Annotated in this window: 19 protein-coding genes and 3 pseudogenes; 17 read left to right on the top strand and 5 right to left on the bottom strand. The window is 34.9% G+C overall.

Going from position 1 to position 17,392, the window contains the following annotated elements:
- Positions 1 to 48: 48 nt before the first annotated feature.
- The 5 genes and pseudogenes from K5S59_RS12145 (at position 49) to K5S59_RS12125 (ending at position 4,432) form a co-directional block, all read left to right on the top strand.
- On the top strand, positions 49 to 228 hold the full coding sequence (locus K5S59_RS12145) for a hypothetical protein (RefSeq protein ID WP_000687408.1): 180 nt from the start codon (positions 49 to 51) through the stop codon (positions 226 to 228).
- A 41-nt stretch (positions 229 to 269) separates the two neighbouring features.
- The gene (locus tag K5S59_RS12140) at positions 270 to 647 is read left to right on the top strand and encodes an ArpU family phage packaging/lysis transcriptional regulator (protein ID WP_098258366.1); all 378 of its coding nucleotides are present in this window, start codon (positions 270 to 272) and stop codon (positions 645 to 647) included.
- 129 nt (positions 648 to 776) lie between these two features.
- A pseudogene (locus K5S59_RS12135) lies at positions 777 to 3,171 on the top strand (tail fiber domain-containing protein); the annotation flags it as partial.
- 38 nt (positions 3,172 to 3,209) lie between these two features.
- Positions 3,210 to 3,635, top strand: coding sequence for a phage holin family protein (locus K5S59_RS12130; protein WP_000373876.1), 426 nt, complete (start codon positions 3,210 to 3,212; stop codon positions 3,633 to 3,635).
- Positions 3,635 to 4,432, top strand: a complete 798-nt coding sequence (locus K5S59_RS12125; RefSeq protein ID WP_000529847.1) for a GH25 family lysozyme — start codon at positions 3,635 to 3,637, stop codon at positions 4,430 to 4,432. The genes K5S59_RS12130 and K5S59_RS12125 overlap by 1 nt, the downstream gene beginning before the upstream one ends.
- Positions 4,433 to 4,565: 133 nt before the next feature.
- Here the strand turns inward: K5S59_RS12125 and K5S59_RS12120 are convergent, their stop codons facing one another.
- Positions 4,566 to 4,874: a hypothetical protein gene (locus K5S59_RS12120; protein WP_000534158.1), complete on the bottom strand. Its 309-nt coding sequence runs from the start codon at positions 4,872 to 4,874 to the stop codon at positions 4,566 to 4,568.
- Positions 4,875 to 4,932: 58 nt separating this feature from the next.
- On the opposite strand from K5S59_RS12120, the pseudogene K5S59_RS30145 reads away from it, so the two are divergent.
- Positions 4,933 to 5,060: pseudogene (locus K5S59_RS30145) on the top strand (N-acetylmuramoyl-L-alanine amidase); the annotation flags it as partial.
- A 48-nt stretch (positions 5,061 to 5,108) separates the two neighbouring features.
- Here K5S59_RS30145 and K5S59_RS12115 read toward each other — a convergent pair.
- Positions 5,109 to 5,567 carry an SMI1/KNR4 family protein gene (locus K5S59_RS12115; protein ID WP_000459261.1) on the bottom strand — a complete coding sequence of 153 codons (459 nt, stop codon included), beginning with the start codon at positions 5,565 to 5,567 and terminating at the stop codon, positions 5,109 to 5,111.
- A 21-nt stretch (positions 5,568 to 5,588) separates the two neighbouring features.
- Positions 5,589 to 6,794 (bottom strand): WXG100 family type VII secretion target, encoded by a 1,206-nt coding sequence (locus K5S59_RS12110; RefSeq protein WP_000249926.1) that lies wholly within the window; start codon positions 6,792 to 6,794, stop codon positions 5,589 to 5,591.
- 765 nt (positions 6,795 to 7,559) lie between these two features.
- Between K5S59_RS12110 and K5S59_RS12105 the strand changes: the two genes are divergently transcribed.
- Positions 7,560 to 8,144: a restriction endonuclease gene (locus K5S59_RS12105; protein WP_000964895.1), complete on the top strand. Its 585-nt coding sequence runs from the start codon at positions 7,560 to 7,562 to the stop codon at positions 8,142 to 8,144.
- Here K5S59_RS12105 and K5S59_RS12100 read toward each other — a convergent pair.
- Entirely contained in the window at positions 8,141 to 8,359 is a 219-nt protein-coding gene (locus tag K5S59_RS12100) for a helix-turn-helix domain-containing protein (protein WP_000584773.1), read from the bottom strand. The genes K5S59_RS12105 and K5S59_RS12100 overlap by 4 nt on opposite strands.
- A 183-nt stretch (positions 8,360 to 8,542) precedes the next feature.
- Between K5S59_RS12100 and K5S59_RS12095 the strand changes: the two genes are divergently transcribed.
- The 9 genes and pseudogenes from K5S59_RS12095 to K5S59_RS12055 all read left to right on the top strand — a co-directional run bounded on the left by K5S59_RS12095 (position 8,543) and on the right by K5S59_RS12055 (position 15,669).
- On the top strand, positions 8,543 to 8,845 hold the full coding sequence (locus tag K5S59_RS12095; protein ID WP_120450150.1) for a hypothetical protein: 303 nt from the start codon (positions 8,543 to 8,545) through the stop codon (positions 8,843 to 8,845).
- Positions 8,842 to 9,024 (top strand): hypothetical protein, encoded by a 183-nt coding sequence (locus K5S59_RS12090; protein WP_098259197.1) that lies wholly within the window; start codon positions 8,842 to 8,844, stop codon positions 9,022 to 9,024. Before K5S59_RS12095 ends, K5S59_RS12090 begins: the two co-directional genes overlap by 4 nt.
- 118 nt (positions 9,025 to 9,142) lie before the next feature.
- Positions 9,143 to 10,333, top strand: coding sequence for an FtsK/SpoIIIE domain-containing protein (locus tag K5S59_RS12085; protein WP_120450152.1), 1,191 nt, complete (start codon positions 9,143 to 9,145; stop codon positions 10,331 to 10,333).
- Positions 10,275 to 10,895, top strand: a complete 621-nt coding sequence (locus K5S59_RS12080) for a replication-relaxation family protein (protein ID WP_162937137.1) — start codon at positions 10,275 to 10,277, stop codon at positions 10,893 to 10,895. Before K5S59_RS12085 ends, K5S59_RS12080 begins: the two co-directional genes overlap by 59 nt.
- Before the next feature lie 324 nt (positions 10,896 to 11,219).
- Positions 11,220 to 11,432 (top strand): helix-turn-helix transcriptional regulator, encoded by a 213-nt coding sequence (locus tag K5S59_RS12075; protein ID WP_000979036.1) that lies wholly within the window; start codon positions 11,220 to 11,222, stop codon positions 11,430 to 11,432.
- The gene (locus tag K5S59_RS12070) at positions 11,429 to 11,863 is read left to right on the top strand and encodes a hypothetical protein (protein ID WP_098080451.1); all 435 of its coding nucleotides are present in this window, start codon (positions 11,429 to 11,431) and stop codon (positions 11,861 to 11,863) included. The genes K5S59_RS12075 and K5S59_RS12070 overlap by 4 nt, the downstream gene beginning before the upstream one ends.
- Before the next feature lie 18 nt (positions 11,864 to 11,881).
- Complete coding sequence (locus tag K5S59_RS12065; protein ID WP_078206864.1) at positions 11,882 to 12,358, top strand: small multi-drug export protein; 477 nt, start codon at positions 11,882 to 11,884, stop codon at positions 12,356 to 12,358.
- Positions 12,359 to 12,840: 482 nt separating this feature from the next.
- Positions 12,841 to 14,034, top strand: coding sequence for an alpha/beta hydrolase fold domain-containing protein (locus K5S59_RS12060; protein WP_098873047.1), 1,194 nt, complete (start codon positions 12,841 to 12,843; stop codon positions 14,032 to 14,034).
- A gap of 163 nt (positions 14,035 to 14,197) precedes the next feature.
- Positions 14,198 to 15,669, top strand: a pseudogene (locus K5S59_RS12055) (IS4 family transposase).
- A gap of 844 nt (positions 15,670 to 16,513) precedes the next feature.
- Here the strand turns inward: K5S59_RS12055 and K5S59_RS12050 are convergent.
- Complete coding sequence (locus K5S59_RS12050) at positions 16,514 to 17,047, bottom strand: BclA C-terminal domain-containing protein (RefSeq protein WP_120450154.1); 534 nt, start codon at positions 17,045 to 17,047, stop codon at positions 16,514 to 16,516.
- 208 nt (positions 17,048 to 17,255) lie between these two features.
- Here K5S59_RS12050 and K5S59_RS12045 point away from each other — a divergent pair.
- A partial coding sequence (locus K5S59_RS12045) for an exosporium leader peptide-containing protein (protein ID WP_220784055.1) occupies positions 17,256 to 17,392 on the top strand: 137 nt, incomplete at its 3' end.

Raw genomic sequence — 17,392 nt, 5'->3', positions numbered from 1 at the left:
GCTAGTTAATATGTTTATAAAATAATCCTTTTAATAGAAAGCGAGGTTTTGAAAATAGAAGATAACGTAAAGCTTTTAGGTGATGATGGGATGTTAGGGATGGAGTTTAAGGAAAGAACGATTCGTGTTTATAACACAGAAGGCGATGTGATGGAATTACTTTCTACGAGAGTGCAGACTCAAGAAGTCATCGATTTTCTTGAAGAATGTAAAAAGGAAATGAAGTAAAAGTTCAAGAAAGTAGATCGAACGGAGGGGAACCGTATCATATGAATCAATTGTCATTTTTTGAAGACATCGATGAAAAGGAGATGCGAAGACTTGTGGTGAAGGAGCTGAAAAACTACAAAGCATTGTGCGTCCGGATGAAAAATCAAGAAGAACAGGCTCAAGCTGGGGGCATTGTTTTTTTTCCTAAAATGAAAGGTGACGATAAGAATCATGAGATACGTTTTAAACAAATTGAACGGACGTTGAAACATGCCCTTGATAATGATCAGCGGCAGATTATTGAGTTGAAATATTTAGGGAATGAGAAAGTGAAAGATTCCTATGTTTATAACGAATTGATGATGAGGCGTGATAATTTTTATGAGAATAAAAAAAGTGCTATTTGGTTGATAGCTATGGCTTTGGGGATTATATAATCTATTAAATCATAGATTGTAATTAGTTAGGTAAGAAGGGGCAACTTCTTACCTTTATTTTTGATATAATCATATTGAGTTATACATATAATTGAAAAGGAGAAAATATGAATGAATTACAGTGACATTAAGTTTGAACAAGATTCAAGTGGATTTACAACTTCAATTGAATCGTTAACGAAAAAAGATACTGAAATTAGTAATAAATTAAATACAGTTGAGTCTACTGTGGAAGGTACGAAAAAGACGATATCTGATGTACAGCAAACAACTAATGATTTAAAGAAAAAAACTACTGAAATAGAAGAGAAGGCTGGAAAAATCACCGAAAAATTTACAAGTTTAGAGACAAGAGAAGTTAATGTTCGAAACTATGTAATTAACTCTGATTTTTCGAATGGTACAAATTCTTGGATTGGAATTACTAATACAACTCTTTTTAAATTTATAGATGTGAATATCTGGGAAGTACCAGCTATTAAGAATGGTTTACAAATAACAAGTAATAAAGCTTTTATTTATCAAAAGTTACCCGTAGACGTGTTTAAAAAGAAGAAGGGGATAGCTTCTTGTTATATAAATGTATCAAGTTTTACAACTGGTACAGATTATCCACGTTTATATATGAGGTTCACCTATGACCAAAACGGAACAGAAAAGCAATATTATGCCATTTTAAGACAACAAGAAGTAACCAATGGATGGATTAGGATTTCTATACCATTCGATACAACTATATATACAGGTGAATTAAAAGAAGTACGTGTAAATATAGCTACCGCTGACATAACTACTATCGATGCAACGTTCACTGGAATAATGGTTACATTCGGTGACTTAATTGAATCTTGGAATCTCGCTCCAGAAGATGGAGTAACACAAGGTACTTTTCAATCTAAAACAACCGATATTGAAAAAAGTGTGGATGGTGTAAAAACCACTGTAACAAATGTCCAAAATAGCCAAGCTGGATTTGAAAAACGCATGAGCAATGCGGAGCAAACAGCAGATGGGTTATCTTCCACAGTTAGTAATTTAAACAATGTAGTATCAGATCAAGGAAAGAAACTAACTGAAGCAAATACAAAACTTGAACAACAAGCAACCGCAATCGGAGCAAAAGTTGAGCTTAAACAAGTAGAGGATTATGTTGCTGGGTTTAAGATTCCTGAGTTAAAACAAACAGTGAATCAAAATAAACAAGATTTATTAGATGAATTAGCCAATAAGCTTGCAACTGAACAATTTAACCAGAAGATGACTCTGATTGATAACCGTTTCACTATTAATGAACAGGGTATCAATGCCGCAGCAAAAAAGACAGAAGTATATACAAAGACACAAGCAGATGGACAATTTGCTACAGATTCTTATGTAAGAGATGTGGAGTCACGCCTCCAGTTAACAGAAAAGGGCGTTAGTATATCTGTAAAAGAAAACGATGTAATAGCAGCCATTAACATGAGTAAAGAAAACATTAAGTTTAAATGCTGCACGAATAGATTTAATCGGTAAAGTTAACGCTGAGTGGATTAAAGCGGGATTGCTAACTGGTTGCCAAATTAGAACGTCAAATAACAATAACTATGTTAGTTTAGACGACCAATTTATACGCCTATATGAAAGTGGAATTGCTAGAGCTTTTCTGGGGCATTACAGAAGAGCAGATGGTGCAGTGCAACCGACTTTCATCTTAGGGTCAGATGAAAAGACTAATGCTCCTGCAGGCACGTTATTTATGTCTCAAGCAGGTGCAGGATGGTCTGGGGCTTATGCGAACATTGGGATTAGCGATGGCATAGAAAATGGTGAAATCAAAAAATCTGTGTATTGGGAATTGCAAAGAAACGGATTAAGTGTTCTGAACGCTAATGATTACCATGTTTTTTATGCAGGAAATGGGAGTTGGTATTTTAGACGAGGAAAAACTGGATTATATCAAACTTCGTTAGTCGTTGAAGATAATAGTACAGATTCTGATTTAAGATTACCTAATATCACTTTACGTAATAGCCGTGCAGCAGGATATACAGGAATTATCCAACTAAAATCCGCTGTTACTCAAAATGGTTGGGGTGCTATTCAAGGGAATTTTATGACTCCTTCACTACGGGAATATAAATCCAATATTCGTGATATTTCTTTTTCCGCCTTAGAAAAAATTAGAAATCTTAGAATCAGACAGTTTAATTATAAGAATGCTGTAAACGAACTTTACCGGATGAGAGAAGAGAAAGCTCCTAACGATCCACCCTTAACAACACAAGATATTAAAACATACTACGGTTTAATCGTAGATGAATGTGATGAAATGTTTGTGGATGAAAGTGGGAAAGGAATTCACTTGTATTCATACGCATCACTTACAATCAAAGCCTTACAGGAACTTGAAGAAAACCAAAATGTGAAAATACAAGAAATGGAGAGAAAGCATAATGAAGAAATTACATTAATAAACAACAAACTAGCATCATTAGAAAACTTAGTTCGAAAATTAATAAATGAGAAATCAGAGCAGCCGTAAGCTGGTCTTTTTTTATTGCTTAAAAAGGAGATGAAAAGATGGATCGTATTGATGTATTACTGAAAGCATTTATAGCTACGTTTGGTGGCCTCTGTGGTTATTTTTTGGGGGGATGGGATACAACATTGAAAGTTCTCGTTATCATGGCAATCATCGACTATCTCACTGGTGTATTCGCAGCAGGGGTTAATGGGGAGTTGAAAAGTAAAGTTGGTTTTAAAGGCATCGCCAAAAAGGTGGTGCTTTTTCTTTTGGTAGCAGCAGCTACTCAAGCCGATGCAATTATGGGAACAAACAGTGCAATTCGTGAAGCAACGATTTTCTTTTTCATCGGGAATGAATTGCTTTCATTATTAGAAAATGCTGGTCGTATTGGAATCCCTTTACCGTCAGCTTTAACTAATGCGGTTGAGATTTTAGGAGGGAAACAAAAACAAGCAGATAAAAAAGGAGCGAATCAATAATGGGACAAATCGTAGATATTTCAAAGTGGAACGGTAACATTAACTGGCCAGTCGCAAAACAGTACTTGGATTTTGTAATTGCTAGGGTACAAGATGGCTCAAATTACGTTGATCCATTATACAAAGGGTATGTACAAAGTATGAAGCAGCATAACATTCCTTTTGGTAACTATGCATTTTGCCGATTTGTTTCGATTGCTGATGCAAAGAAAGAAGCGCAAGACTTCTGGAACCGCGGTGACAAGAGCGCTACAGTTTGGGTTGCGGATGTAGAAGTGAAAACAATGAATGATATGAGAGCCGGCACCCAAGCTTTTATTGATGAACTATACCGCTTAGGAGCTAAGAAAGTCGGTTTATATGTTGGCCATCATATGTATGCGCCTTTCGATACGGCAAATGTAAAATGTGATTTTGTATGGATTCCGCGGTATGGCGGTAATAAACCAGCGTATCCTTGTGATATTTGGCAGTACACGGAAACAGGCAATGTACCTGGTATTGGCAAGTGTGACCTTAATTCACTTATTGGAAGTAAGTCATTATCTTGGTTTACTGGAGCAGCGGAGCAAGTACAAGAAGAGGTACCAAAACAAAATATCATTCAATCAGGAGCTTTTTCACCGTATGAGGTTCAAGATGTTATGCAAGCTTTAACATCTGTTAAAATGACAGCGAACTTTAAATTACAATCTGATGGATTAACATATTTTGTTTCTGAGCCAACATCAGATACACAACTTAATGCAATGAAAGGATACCTTGACCGTAAAGGTTGGTGGTATGAGGTTAAGTAAAATATACTATGTAACAGCTAATGAGGCCTATGTAAACATATATTAATTTAGTAACAGCATGACAAAGAAACCGATTCCCATAAAAGAGTCGGTTTCTTATAATTATTATGTCAACGTTTAATGCTGATATCTATTAAACAATAAACTCTAAATATTCCGGAAAATCAATGCTATTCATATTTTCTATACCACCATTTTCTTCTATGTGAGCATATATTTTGTGAACGCATTTATATAACAAGGAAATATGTTTCTCAGGCATATCATCTAGTAAAATAAATGCTTCCACACGGTTAGTTGCATTCTTTGCAACTTTAAAATTCCATCTACTATAAAGCTCTGGATTTAACATACAAGATTCAGTATCTGGACCAAAACTGTAAATCACATTTTCTTTATCCTCATTTTCTTTTATGATTGCTATTAGTGGATATCTCCCCATTGTTCTCAACACTCCTTAATTAAAAACTTTATCAAGAGGAACTTTTAAATGCTCATCAAAAGGTATCATTGGCTCAGTAGATGCAGGTTTAGAATTTACGATTGATGCGAAAGTAACTGTCTACACAAAAGCAAAGGGAAAACATACTATGTAACAACTAATGAAGCCTATGTACATGTGAAGTAGGAAGAGAGTCTGCTTATATTGAGCAGACTCTCTCTTTGTTTAAAAAGATTAAATATAATAATCAGGATTTTCAACCATTTTATTTATAAATTCCTCTAAAGAATCCGCTATTTTTGTAGAACTCGAGTAAATAGGACATTGGCCTAATTCATTTTCTTCTTTGAATTTAATTGTTAAAAAATTTAATTCTGTTACTTCAAAGAACACCAGCGATTCTTCATCATCAACACCATCTATATTGGGGTTGTATTCATAAATATCTTCCCTTAAACGAAAATCAGAAACCGAAAATGGGTCCATAAATCTATTAAAAAAGAACCTATCTGATGCTTCTAAAAAACCATAACCAATTTCCTTGTAAAAATCTTTTAATTCTTTAGGGAATTTCATTTTTAACAACTCTTCTGCCTCTTCTATTTCCTCACTTTTTAAAGGATAGAAAATAGGTGTTTGGTCAGATTTTACACTTTCATTAGCTACAACATACTTTTTCAAAAAATCAAACATAGCTTTCGTTACCTCCGTTAATTACTTTTTAAAAATTTCTCTTGAGATACTGTCCTTAGCGTGTATACCACCTTGATGTTCATCAGGGTATTTAGCTGGGTGCATATTCCACCATTCATGTTCTCCGCCATGTGCATTTTCAATAAAATGATGTGCATCAAATGGCTTATCAATTCTCCGTGATACTTTACCTCTTCTCGAAATAACTTCCTCCGTATATGTAGGCCATGTTTGGCCTGTTTCTTTTTCCCATTCAGCTATCAGCTTATTTTTTATAGTATTGAACTCAGCCCTTCTTTGATCTACTTCTTCTTTGCTTAATCGTTCATAAGCATTCTTTTCTAAAGCTTCCTGAAGCAATTCTCTTTGATTTTCAGGAATTTTTCTGTTTGTTATTTCTTCTACTTGGCTAAGATATTCTTGGAATCTAGGTGTATTTAAATTACCAGAGTCAGCAAACATAAATGTATTACGTGCTTCTTCTAAAGAATTAAAAGAAGTTTTTGGAATATCTCTAAACTCACTAACGCTAGCATATGCAAAGCGATCTCCCATTTGCAATTTATTTGTAAAATGCGAAATACCTTCTGAGAATTTTGCTACACTCGCACCCTTTGCGAGTGTAGTGACTTTGCTTATTCCTTTATCACCAATAAGTCCTAAACCAACTTGAGTTAAAGCATAACTTCCCCATTTTGCACGACTTTCTGCGTCACCATTTATTACATCATTAATAAATGAATCTGACAATACATTATACATGGTACTAAGGGTATCAATAGGGTGCAGGGCGGCATTCCCCATGTTTTCCCACGTCTCCCATTTACCAAGTGCCTTAAAGCCTTCTACTGTATCTTCAACAGCTAGTCCCGTACCTTCTACAATACCGTCCCAAACCTTTTCTATTGTAGATTTTTCAGGGGGTTTACCACACATTGCACCTTCTTCCATTGTAACATCTTGATTATCTGTGTTGCGGAATTTTTCGGCAATTCGTTTTAAATCTTCTTCTACTTGTATAATTGAATTGATAGATGTAAAAGCTTTTGGTCTCGCATCATTGAACATTTGAACGAATTGTTGATTAGAGGCACCAACCCATTGAAAACACAATTGATCTATTTCGTTACATAAATTATTATGTATAGATTCTAATGCGATTCTGGTATTATTTGCGCGATTAGCCACTTCTTCTAGCATTTCAGGTGTTACTTTGATTTGAACCATTTTTTTTCTCCCTTTCCCAATTAAAATTATGAGATAAAAAGAAAAAAATGTAAACATGGAAATTTTAGATTAGTATAATAATATTTATGTGAAATAAAATCTGCTTAATTGTAAATAAAGCCTATGTGTATGTGAAGTAAAAACTCCGCTCTTAAAAGGGCCGAGTTTTTTTATTACATCCAATATTTATATTATTGTTTATTTAGATATTGGAAGTGTACGAAAATAGGAGGTAACGATGAGTATAGATTTGGCATTAAAAGATTTAATTCCATTTGGAAGTACTACGGGCACAGTTGAGCATTATTAATAAGAGCCCAATAAAAAATTCTCTTGGATGCAAGAGGATTTTTTTATTGGGAATAGTAAGAGTGAGGGGAGGTGCATTACATATGGGAAAAGGTAGAAGTAATAATGCGGGTAAAAAGCAACCGAATTTCGATGATTCATCTAATTTCGCTAAACAAAGTCAACCAACAGAAAAGAAGAAGAAATAAGAAAAGGAGCTCTCTTGATAAAGAGAGCTCCTTTTTAAGGTATATTGACATTTCAGCATAACATATCGATTGCTCAACAAAATAGTCATAAGTGCAAGGCTTAAATTTTTACGGCGAATGGCAGCAAATATAATATTATTGTCCTGCTTTTTCTAATGCTTCTTGACGTTGACTTCATATAAAATGCCAATACTCTATTGTATATAGTGTGATGCTTAATAAATAAATTTTAATTCAAAAGAAATACTATTTCTAAGGTGGTGTGTATATGTTATATGCTTTTCTAGTGATAGCAGGTATACTTTACATTTCGTGGTATGTCTATAAAAGAAGAAAAGACCATCATTTATACCAACTCATTGCTCGTTTTAATAAAGATGAAGAGTTTAAACGTACTTTAGCAATGGGGCTTTATTATCGATTTATGAAGCCGTTAGAAAATGAAAAGTGTTCATCAGTATTCATCCGTCAAACACCATTAGAATTTGAAGCTTTTGTTGCTGATGTAATTGAGAAATATTATGGTGGTTCTGCATTTGTAACGGTAGCTACAGGTGATTATGGTGTAGACTTTGAACATACAGTAAACGGTGACCTTTATCTGGGGCAGGTGAAGTGTTTATGTAGCGATATGTCCTATAAAGCAATTGCCCTGGTGCATAGTAATATTGCCAAAAGAGAGGCAAAAGGTGGTTATGTAGTATCAACAGGTGGTTTTTCAAAAAATGCAAAAAAATATGGTGAAGAATTGAATATACAACTAATCGATGGATCAAGATTGGCTGAAATGTATATGGAATCTATTGAGGGCCAACCGTTACCTCAATATGCGCTAAACCCTGCTAGTAATTAATTAGCAGGGTCTTTTTCTTGTACTTCGTATAAATCATCTACCCTACAATCGAATATTTGAGCTAACTCAAATGCTTTGTCTACTGGTGGATAAGATTTACCCGTTACATAATTACTCATTTGATTCTGGCTTATATTTAATCGTTGAGCAATCCACTTTCCTTTTAATCCACTATGTTTTAATAATTCTCCAATATTACTCTTCAAAATAATCATTATCATCACCTGTTGAATTATTCCATATTGTAAAGGGAATTACCTTCAAAATATAATTTGTAAAAAAATCATAATTAAATTTGTATAGACAGGCAAACTCCTTCTTTCTGGGTCATATACCTATATCAAGACCACGAGGAATACCAAGTGGAATCAGGGACACCAAGAAGGGAGAGTACGTATATGCGTTGGCAATATTCACACTTAAACGAAACACCTTACCTGTATCCATCAAAAGAATTAAGAAGTATGTATAAAGCTTCTAATGGTAAAAAAGAAACGAATGCAATTGTGGATCACATGGCAAGACATGAGGTTTTTGATAATCGTGAGTACAAAGGCTATTACCGTTTATCAAACGATATAATGGATGATTTATATGAAGACGAGGATGAAGTGCTGGAGTGGGGAGATGTCATTAATGAGTATCAACCGGTTATGACACCGAAGGGATTACTACTCATTCGAAAAGAGGGATTCAAATGACAATCGTAGGTGAAGCGGTAGTGGTATGGACGGCAACTGGCTTGTCAGTGATTACGATGAAGGTTGCAGAGAAAATGGGGCAGAGTGTTCCACATTGGCTTCCACGTATGACCATGTACACAACGCTCACAGGCTCGTTCTTGTATCTTCTACGTTATGTGCTTTTCACGTTTCTATAAGGGAATACCAACATGGAATTGCGGGACATTTACTGGTCGTTAACATAGAGCAAGTACGGGAGTCTTCCAAAAACAAGGGATATATACCCTTATAAAGGGTATATGGGGAGTGGAGAAAATGATTGAATTATTACTCGTTCCAGTTGCAGGTTTAACAGTGGCATTATTCGGTGAAAAGTTCAAAAGAAAAAATGATGATAAGCGAAAGATACAGGTGTTTTTTGAGGTAGCTGGTATCGCGATCAAAAGAAATAATGAAGAAAAATTACAATATCCAAAGTTCCGAAAACAAATTGATGATGATCGTAGTATGACTTATGTATATACCTTATCGCTTGGTATGCCGAGTAAAATCGTACAGAGGGTTGAGGACGTTGTTTCTGAAGGATTAAATAAACCAGTACGTATTCAATACGATAATTATAAATTGAATATCCGTGTATTCCGTAGAGAAATACCGAAGAACTGGTCTTGGTCAATGGATTTAGTAACGAAAGGGAAATGGCGTATTCCAGTTGGCCAGAGTTTAGAAACCATTGTTTACCACGATTTTGATGAAACACCACATATGGCTGTAGGTGGATTAATTCGTATGGGGAAAACAGTCTTCCTTAAAAATATGTTTGCTTCTTTATCATTAGCAAATCCAAATCATGCACATTTCTATTTAATTGATTTAAAAGAAGAAGGACTCGAATTTAGCGAATATAAAAAGCTGAAACAAGTTGAACAAATCGCTGAAACATCAGAACAAGCGCATGGCATGCTGTTAAAAGTAATGGAGAAAATGCATGAGCGAGGAAAGTACATGAAAGAACGTGGTATCAAGAATATTGTTCATACGAAGGAAAAGGACCGGTATTTCATAGTAGTGGATGAAGGAGCGGTACTCGCACCTGCAAAAGGATTACCGAGAGCTCATAATAAAATGCTGGAAGAGTGCCAATACATGCTTAGTCACATTGCGCGTGTCGGAGGGGCACTTGGGTTTCGTATTGTCTTCTGTACACAATATCCGACAGGAGATACATTGCCGAGGGTAGTCAAACAGATGGCGAATGCAAAACTAGGTTTCCGTTTACCGACTCGTACCGCATCAGAGGTTGTAATTGATCAGTCCGGATTAGAACAACTACCATCTATTCCAGGAAGAGCTATATATATGAAGGAAAGCTTCACCGTACTGCAAGTGCCGTATATTGATGACAAGGTCACGTGGAAACATCTAAAAGAATATGAGGTGGAAAAACATGAACATCCAGAGCCACATGAAAATCAACCGTCAGATGGCGATACTTGCGACGATTAGAAAGCTTCAGTTTGCAACGAGAAGACATTTAATGAGTGTGCATGATATGGGTGGTATACGTAATGCAAACCGTATTTTGGGAGATTTAAAACCATACGTGAGTAAAACCATGCAAAATAAAGAGTATGTGTATTATCTCAATAAAGAAGGGCATGCCATGTTTGGTGATGATGGTAAGGTTGTATCGAGAGGGAAACTAGCTCATGCACTATTACGGAATGAAGCATGGTTACATTTATTTTGTCCGGACGATTGGCAGATTGAAACGGATATACGTTATATAAAGAATAAGGAGAAAAAGAAAATAGTACCTGATGTGAAGTTTCGGGATGAAGAAAATATACTCCATGCAGTCGAAGTAGATCGGTCACAGAAAATGAAAGTGAATGATGAGAAGTTAAAAAAATATGAAGAGTTTACGCAAATTTATAAACTGAAGTATAACGGAAAAGTACCAGTTATTCATTTTTTTACAGTGACAAAATACAGAGAGAAGAAATTAGAAGAGTTAGCAGCTAAGTATGACGCGTTTGTGAAGGTGTATGGGATTAGAATTATATAAGAGCAAATTAAAAAGAAACAGTACTTCTGTGATGATATATATCGTTACAACTCTTTAGAAAACAGTTCTAGTTCATCAAAAATCGATAATTTCATATCAAAAACGCCATCCTTTCCTATGATTCTACATAAAGCATAGCGTATTTTTTCATTTTATGGGGTATTTTGTTTTGTTAGCTTGATAGCGATGGGGTGGGCTCCCTTTTTAGCTTAAGGGTAATTTATGTCGCATTTGCAATTATTCATGACATAATGCAAATGATTGTTTACATTTTGTTAGTAATCATTTACAATTACAGTAATTGTAAATGAGGAAAGGGAAATTATGATGCTAGAAAACAGAGTTAGAGAATTACGAGCACGATTTAGATGGACTCAGCAAGACTTGGCTGATGCAATTGGGGTCACAAGGCAGACAATTGGATTAATAGAAAAAGGTGATTATTCTCCATCTGTCACTATGGCGTTAAAAATAGCTGCTGTATTTCAAGTTACCGTAGAAGAGGTTTTTTATTTAAAGGGAGAGGAACGATTATGATAAAACAGGTTTTAAGGTCTCCACTTATAGGGGCCAGTATATTTGTGTTGATTATTGCATTTTTACTGTTTTCTCTTATGAATACACAAGTCATTTTAGCTAAGTTATGTTTCGGGATTTTAGTGACGGTTACTTTTTTATGGCTCATTCTCACAAGGATTTATAACCGAAAGAATCCTCATGATAAGATTAGGTTATTTGGTTTTATACCATCTGAATTTCGTGAAATAGATGAAGGGCAGCAGTGGGTAACCTATAAGTCTTGCCGAAATGTGTATATTTACTATAGCATTGCGCTTCCAGTAACGGCAGGGATTTGCTTCCTCTTTTCTCAACATAATTTTGTTCCGTTATTGTGCATTGGTTTACTAGGTGCAGGTCAATACATTGTCTATTGGTTAACTACTATTCTTATTTTAAATCGTATTTAACAAAGGGGATGAAACAATATGGTGGAGTGGGCTCAAAATGCGGGTGCATTATGGCAATATGTAGTGTTATTTCTTTTAGCTTTTGCCCCATGGATGGATGTATCAATCGTTGTACCACTTGGTATCGCATGGGGGTTACAACCATTTGCAGTAGGAGTAACAGCATTTGCAGGAAATCTTATCTTGGTTCTATTACTCGGTTTTTTCTTTAAACAGTATGCAAAATGGCAAACAGCAAGAAAACTAAAAAAAGGTATAACAACACCTTCTAAAAAAGAAACCCGATCAAGAAAAATATGGGAACGATATGGTATTCCCGGTTTGGCTCTTCTAGCTCCAATTCTCGTAGGAACTGATATTGCAGCCGTATTAGCTTTAACATTTGGATCTAACCGGACACATGTCATAAGTTGGATGACGGTCAGTCTAGCAGTATGGACAGTCATTTTTACAGTTGCTGCGATGTATGGGCTTAGCTTTTTAAATATTATTTAGGACATCATAATGATTTTAGGTAATCTAAAATCGTTCACTACCTAAAAATTATGGAGTAATCGAGTGAGTTCATATAATATCAAGACAAAAGCTCTGACCAAAAACATTTAAACACTCAACTAGCTGTATGATATGGTCATAGTACAGTAGCTCACGAACTTATATGGGTAGAGCCACATTGCTACCAAGCTAATATTTTGAAGCATCCCCAAAACAAAAAAATTGTACATTTTCATCTGAAGATGTCAATTTTCTCGTTTTGGGGTATTTGCTTTTCTTAGGTTGATGGGCATGTGGTACTACCCCACATCCATCAACTTAAGAATTTTATAACACCCTCAAAACAAAAGAATGTACATTTTACCATTTCGGGGTATTTGTTTTTCTTAGCTTGATAGCGATGCGGCGAGCCCCCCTTAAATAGCAAATGAGATGAAAATACTTTATACTTAAAATCTAAATAATATGGAGGTTAAATAAAAATGAAACATACAACATCTTGGATACCTAGAGGCATTATACAGTGGATTTTGACCATCCTAACATTAGTAGTATTCCCTATCATTGGCATAATATCGTACTATATTCTGAATCCAAGTGATATGGATAAATTAATGAGTTCACTCGCTTGGGCTACAGCGTTATTTCCAGTGTCTCTATTAATTGTAACATTGTTCATAATAGTTCTTTTAATACTAGCTTTTTGGAAAAAAGCCAAAATTGCACAGGTGATTTTAGTACCATTGTCACTACTATTAATCTTTCTAACTGTACAGCCAATTACTAGTATGTTGGGCTATGCTAACAGTAAAGACGCTACTGTTTCTCTTAGTTCCCACTTTTTCAACAGCCAAACTATATTAACAAAACCCATGGAGAATGTAGTGTATGGAAAAACTACGGATGGTATTGAATTAAAGATGGATGTGTGGCCAGCTAAAGAGACTTCAAAAAACAAATTAAAGCCTGCTGTTGTACTAGTGCATGGAGGAGGATGGGTATCGGGTGATAAAGGGGAAGCTCCACACTGGAAACAATGGCTAAATGACCTAGGATACACCGTTTTTGACGTACAATATCGTATGCCCCCACAAGCAGGATGGAAAGATGAAGTAGCAGATATCAAATCTGCACTAGGATGGGTATTACAGAATGCAGATACCTATCAGATTGATCCGAATAAAATAAATGTAATGGGGGAATCGGCAGGAGGGAATCTCGCTATGTTGGCTGCTTATAGTATGGGGGAAGAACAGTTACCAGCCTCAACTAATGTTCCAGAAGTACATGTTAACTCTGTCATTAACATGTATGGGCCAGCAGATATGACAATGTTTTATAATGATAATCCGAGCACTAATTATGTACACGGTGTTATGAAAGAGTACATTGGAGGCACTGTTTCACAATTTGCCGAACGATATAAATTACTTTCACCGATCAATTATATTCAAGACAACACACCACCGACCATTACATTATTAGGAACAGGTGACCGTATAGTTCCAGTAGAACAAGGTGAAATGTTAGACAAAGAACTGACTGTGAAAAATGTAGCTCATGAATTCTACCTTCTTCCGGACGTTGACCATGGATTCGATATAAACCCAGGTAGTTTGAGTACTCAGTTTGCAAAAGAGAAGGTTACGATATTTCTTCAAAGATATAATAAATAAACATATAAATTATCCATTTAAAAACAATTAGGTAGACTAAAATTTTTAGTATGCCTAATTGGGGTACTGACGCATCGCTATCAAGCTAAGATTTTGCACTATCCATAAAGCGAAAAAGACGTTATCCTTTCTGTAGAATTATAGGAAAGGATGGCGTTTTTTTATGGGTCTTTCGATTCTTGACGAACTTCAACCGATTGCTGAAGAATTACAACGACATATGTCTCCTCATGTTCTAGAACACCTAGCTAAAGAAAAAGGATTCGTTCAGCGAAAGAGTAAATATCAAGCAAAGGAGTTAGTTGCTTTATGTGTATGGCTTAGCCAACATGTTGCAAGTACATCACTCACACAATTATGTAGCCATCTTGAAGTATCTACGGGGGTTCTTATCAGCCCTGAAGGACTTAATAAACGATTTAATGCTTCCGCAGTACAGTTGCTAGAACAAGTTCTAGCTAATCTTCTAACTCAAAGAATTTATTCAACAAAAGAAATAATTCATCAATATACCACGAGTTTTAAACACATTCGGATTCTAGATTCTACAACATTTCAGCTTCCAGATAAGTTTTCTTCACAATATCAAGGTTCAGGTGGAAGTAGCCATACCGCAGGAGTCAAAATTCAATTAGAATATGACCTATTGAGTGGGAAGTTCCTGCACGTTTATGTAGGCGAAGGAAGAGAAAATGATAAAACCTTTGGTTCAACAAGCCTACAAACCATTCGACCCAAAGACTTGTATATAAGAGATTTAGGCTATTCATTCGACCCAAAGACTTGTATATAAGAGATTTAGGCTATTTCGACCTACATGACTTACAGAAGATCCATGATAAAGGAGCTTATTATGTCTCACGCTTGAAATTAAATTCTCGAATCTATCGTAAGAATGATAAGCCAGAGTATTTTCGAAATGGGACCGTCAAGAAAGGGACACTCTATATTCAGTTAGATATGGAAGAACTCATGAATCAATTGTCCCCTGGCCAAACAATGGAGATTTCAGAGGCATACATTGGACAGTATCAAAAATTACCAGCTCGTGTTATTATTCATCGATTAACAAAAGAACAAACAGAGAAAAGGTTGAAGGAACAAGCCAAAAAAGAAAAGAAGAAAGGTATTACCTACAAAGAACGAAGTAAAAGGTTGAGTGGAATCAACGTGTATATTACGAATCTTTCTACAGAAAATGTTCCAACGGAACATATCCATGACTTGTATTCATTACGCTGGCAAATTGAAATTTTGTTCAAAACATGGAAATCTTTTTTTCAAATTAACAGGTGCAAAGAAATTAAGAAAGAACGCTTAGAATGCCATTTATATGGGCAACTCATTAGTATTTTACTCTGTTCATCGACGATGTTCAAAATGCGTCAGTTACTCTTGGGTAAGAAAAAGAAAGAGTTAAGTGAATACAAATCCATCTATATGATAAAGAATTATTATCTAATGTTTTATGATGGACTACAGAAGGGCATCCATGAATTATTAAAAGTTTTACTGCGTTTGTTTTACCTTTTAGAGAAAAACGGGAGAAAATCTCACCGGTACAAGAAGAAAACAGTCTTTGATATCTTAGGCGTCGTATACGACTTTACTATGTCTCACAATCATGTAGCATAATCAAAAAAGTTGAAACCCGATAGGGTTTATTTAGTATGCAAACCTTTAAAGAACTTACACTGGACCTTTAGAAAAAAGAAAAAAACTCACGTGAAATTAAACTTATATAATCTTAACTTGATGGGCATGGGGTAGTACCAACAAAACACTAATTTTACAGCCTAAGAAAAATTTGAGAAAGAAAAAAATTTCTGTACGTTAAGGAAGCGACTATTATAATTTGTTTCTTTAATTGATGATTTGCGTCATAATGGCAGTGAGAGTGATGTGTAATAGAAGAGATACAATGAAGTTTTTTGTAGAAGAAAAATAAAAAAGTGCTAACAAGTTTGCAAACGAACTTGCTAACACCTATACAGAATAGACATAAATTATCGCTGATATGTCGTCTTTGAAAATAGCTTTAATCAGTTAAATCATGCTTATACGAAATGCTCATAAAAATAGTCTTAATATCAAGAATATAAATCAATGTGTGTTGATAAACCATCTATAAGAGATGGTTTTATTTTTAAAATTCATAAAAAAAGACACTCTTTTGAGTGTCAACATAGTATTGCTCTCGCGTATAGGATTGGAGTATGTTTCTCAAATACGTTTTGAGATGGTTCGCATTTGGGAATCTGTCTTCTTATTCAATGTAACATCGTTAGGAAAAAGTGTAAATTGATAATGTATATACGGAAAATTTAGTATAGATAATTTCTACTATTAATATAGTAGAAATGTTTTTTATTGCTTAATCACTATCGTGTAGTTATTGAAAGGATTTTAGCTTTAATTACGTAATCGTTTCTATTTGACCATTTAAGAATGATTATTATAAAAAAGAACGAATCATTTTTTAATCAATTCGTATAATTGTTAAAGAGGCACCAGTTGAACCACCTCCAACTAAATTAACTACGGATAATAGGCCGAATAGTTGAAGTGAAATTGTATTACCGGCAATAAAGTTGGTTATTAAATTATTATTATAATTTGAAGTTGATATTGCGGGTGAAAAAATAGATCCGAGAAGTGGAGTTGAAGCGTTTAATAGTAGCCTTGTACCAGCAAGTAGTGCAGTTGTCGTATTAACTTGATAGGTTAAATAATATCTCTTAGTAACAGGAACTGTAAATATATCATTTGAAGCGTTCACTGTAAAATTGCCGAGACTTTGGTTATTAGAAAGTGGAATATTAGTTCCACCTAATATGACTGAAATCGGACCACCTATCGTATTATTAGCGAACATAGAGTTTGTTGTGATAATAGGCCCAGTAATGCCTGTGGGTCCAGTAGGACCTGTAAGTCTGTATGGAAGAATAATTTCAAGAGCCAGTGATAATAGTTCTTTTTTTATTTCTTCATTTTTATCTTGAATATAAATCACCTCATTTTTAAATTAGAACGTAACCGATTTAGTATTTTGAAATTGAACTATGATTTTATTATATTAATACTACTAGTTATAGCAACGGTAAAAAGTTTACTATATGTAAAAATCATTTGAGAATGAAAAAGTAGTTATGGAATTCTTCCAAAATGATAGATGTATTATTTTGTTAAGTAGTAAACAAAATGTGGAATGAGGTATTAAATTGAACCGCAATGACAAATTATCGTTGAATAAAGGTATGATAAGACCAGAAAATATTGGACCTACCTTTCCAGCTCTTCCGCCAATTTATATTCCAACGGGAGCAACAGGTCCAACGGGAGCAACAGGAGCAACGGG

Source organism: Bacillus sp. BML-BC051 (assembly GCF_019656175.1).
In the GTDB taxonomy this organism is placed as follows: Bacteria; Bacillota; Bacilli; order Bacillales; family Bacillaceae_G; genus Bacillus_A; species Bacillus_A mobilis.
This window is presented reverse-complemented; position numbering and strand designations above follow the sequence as displayed.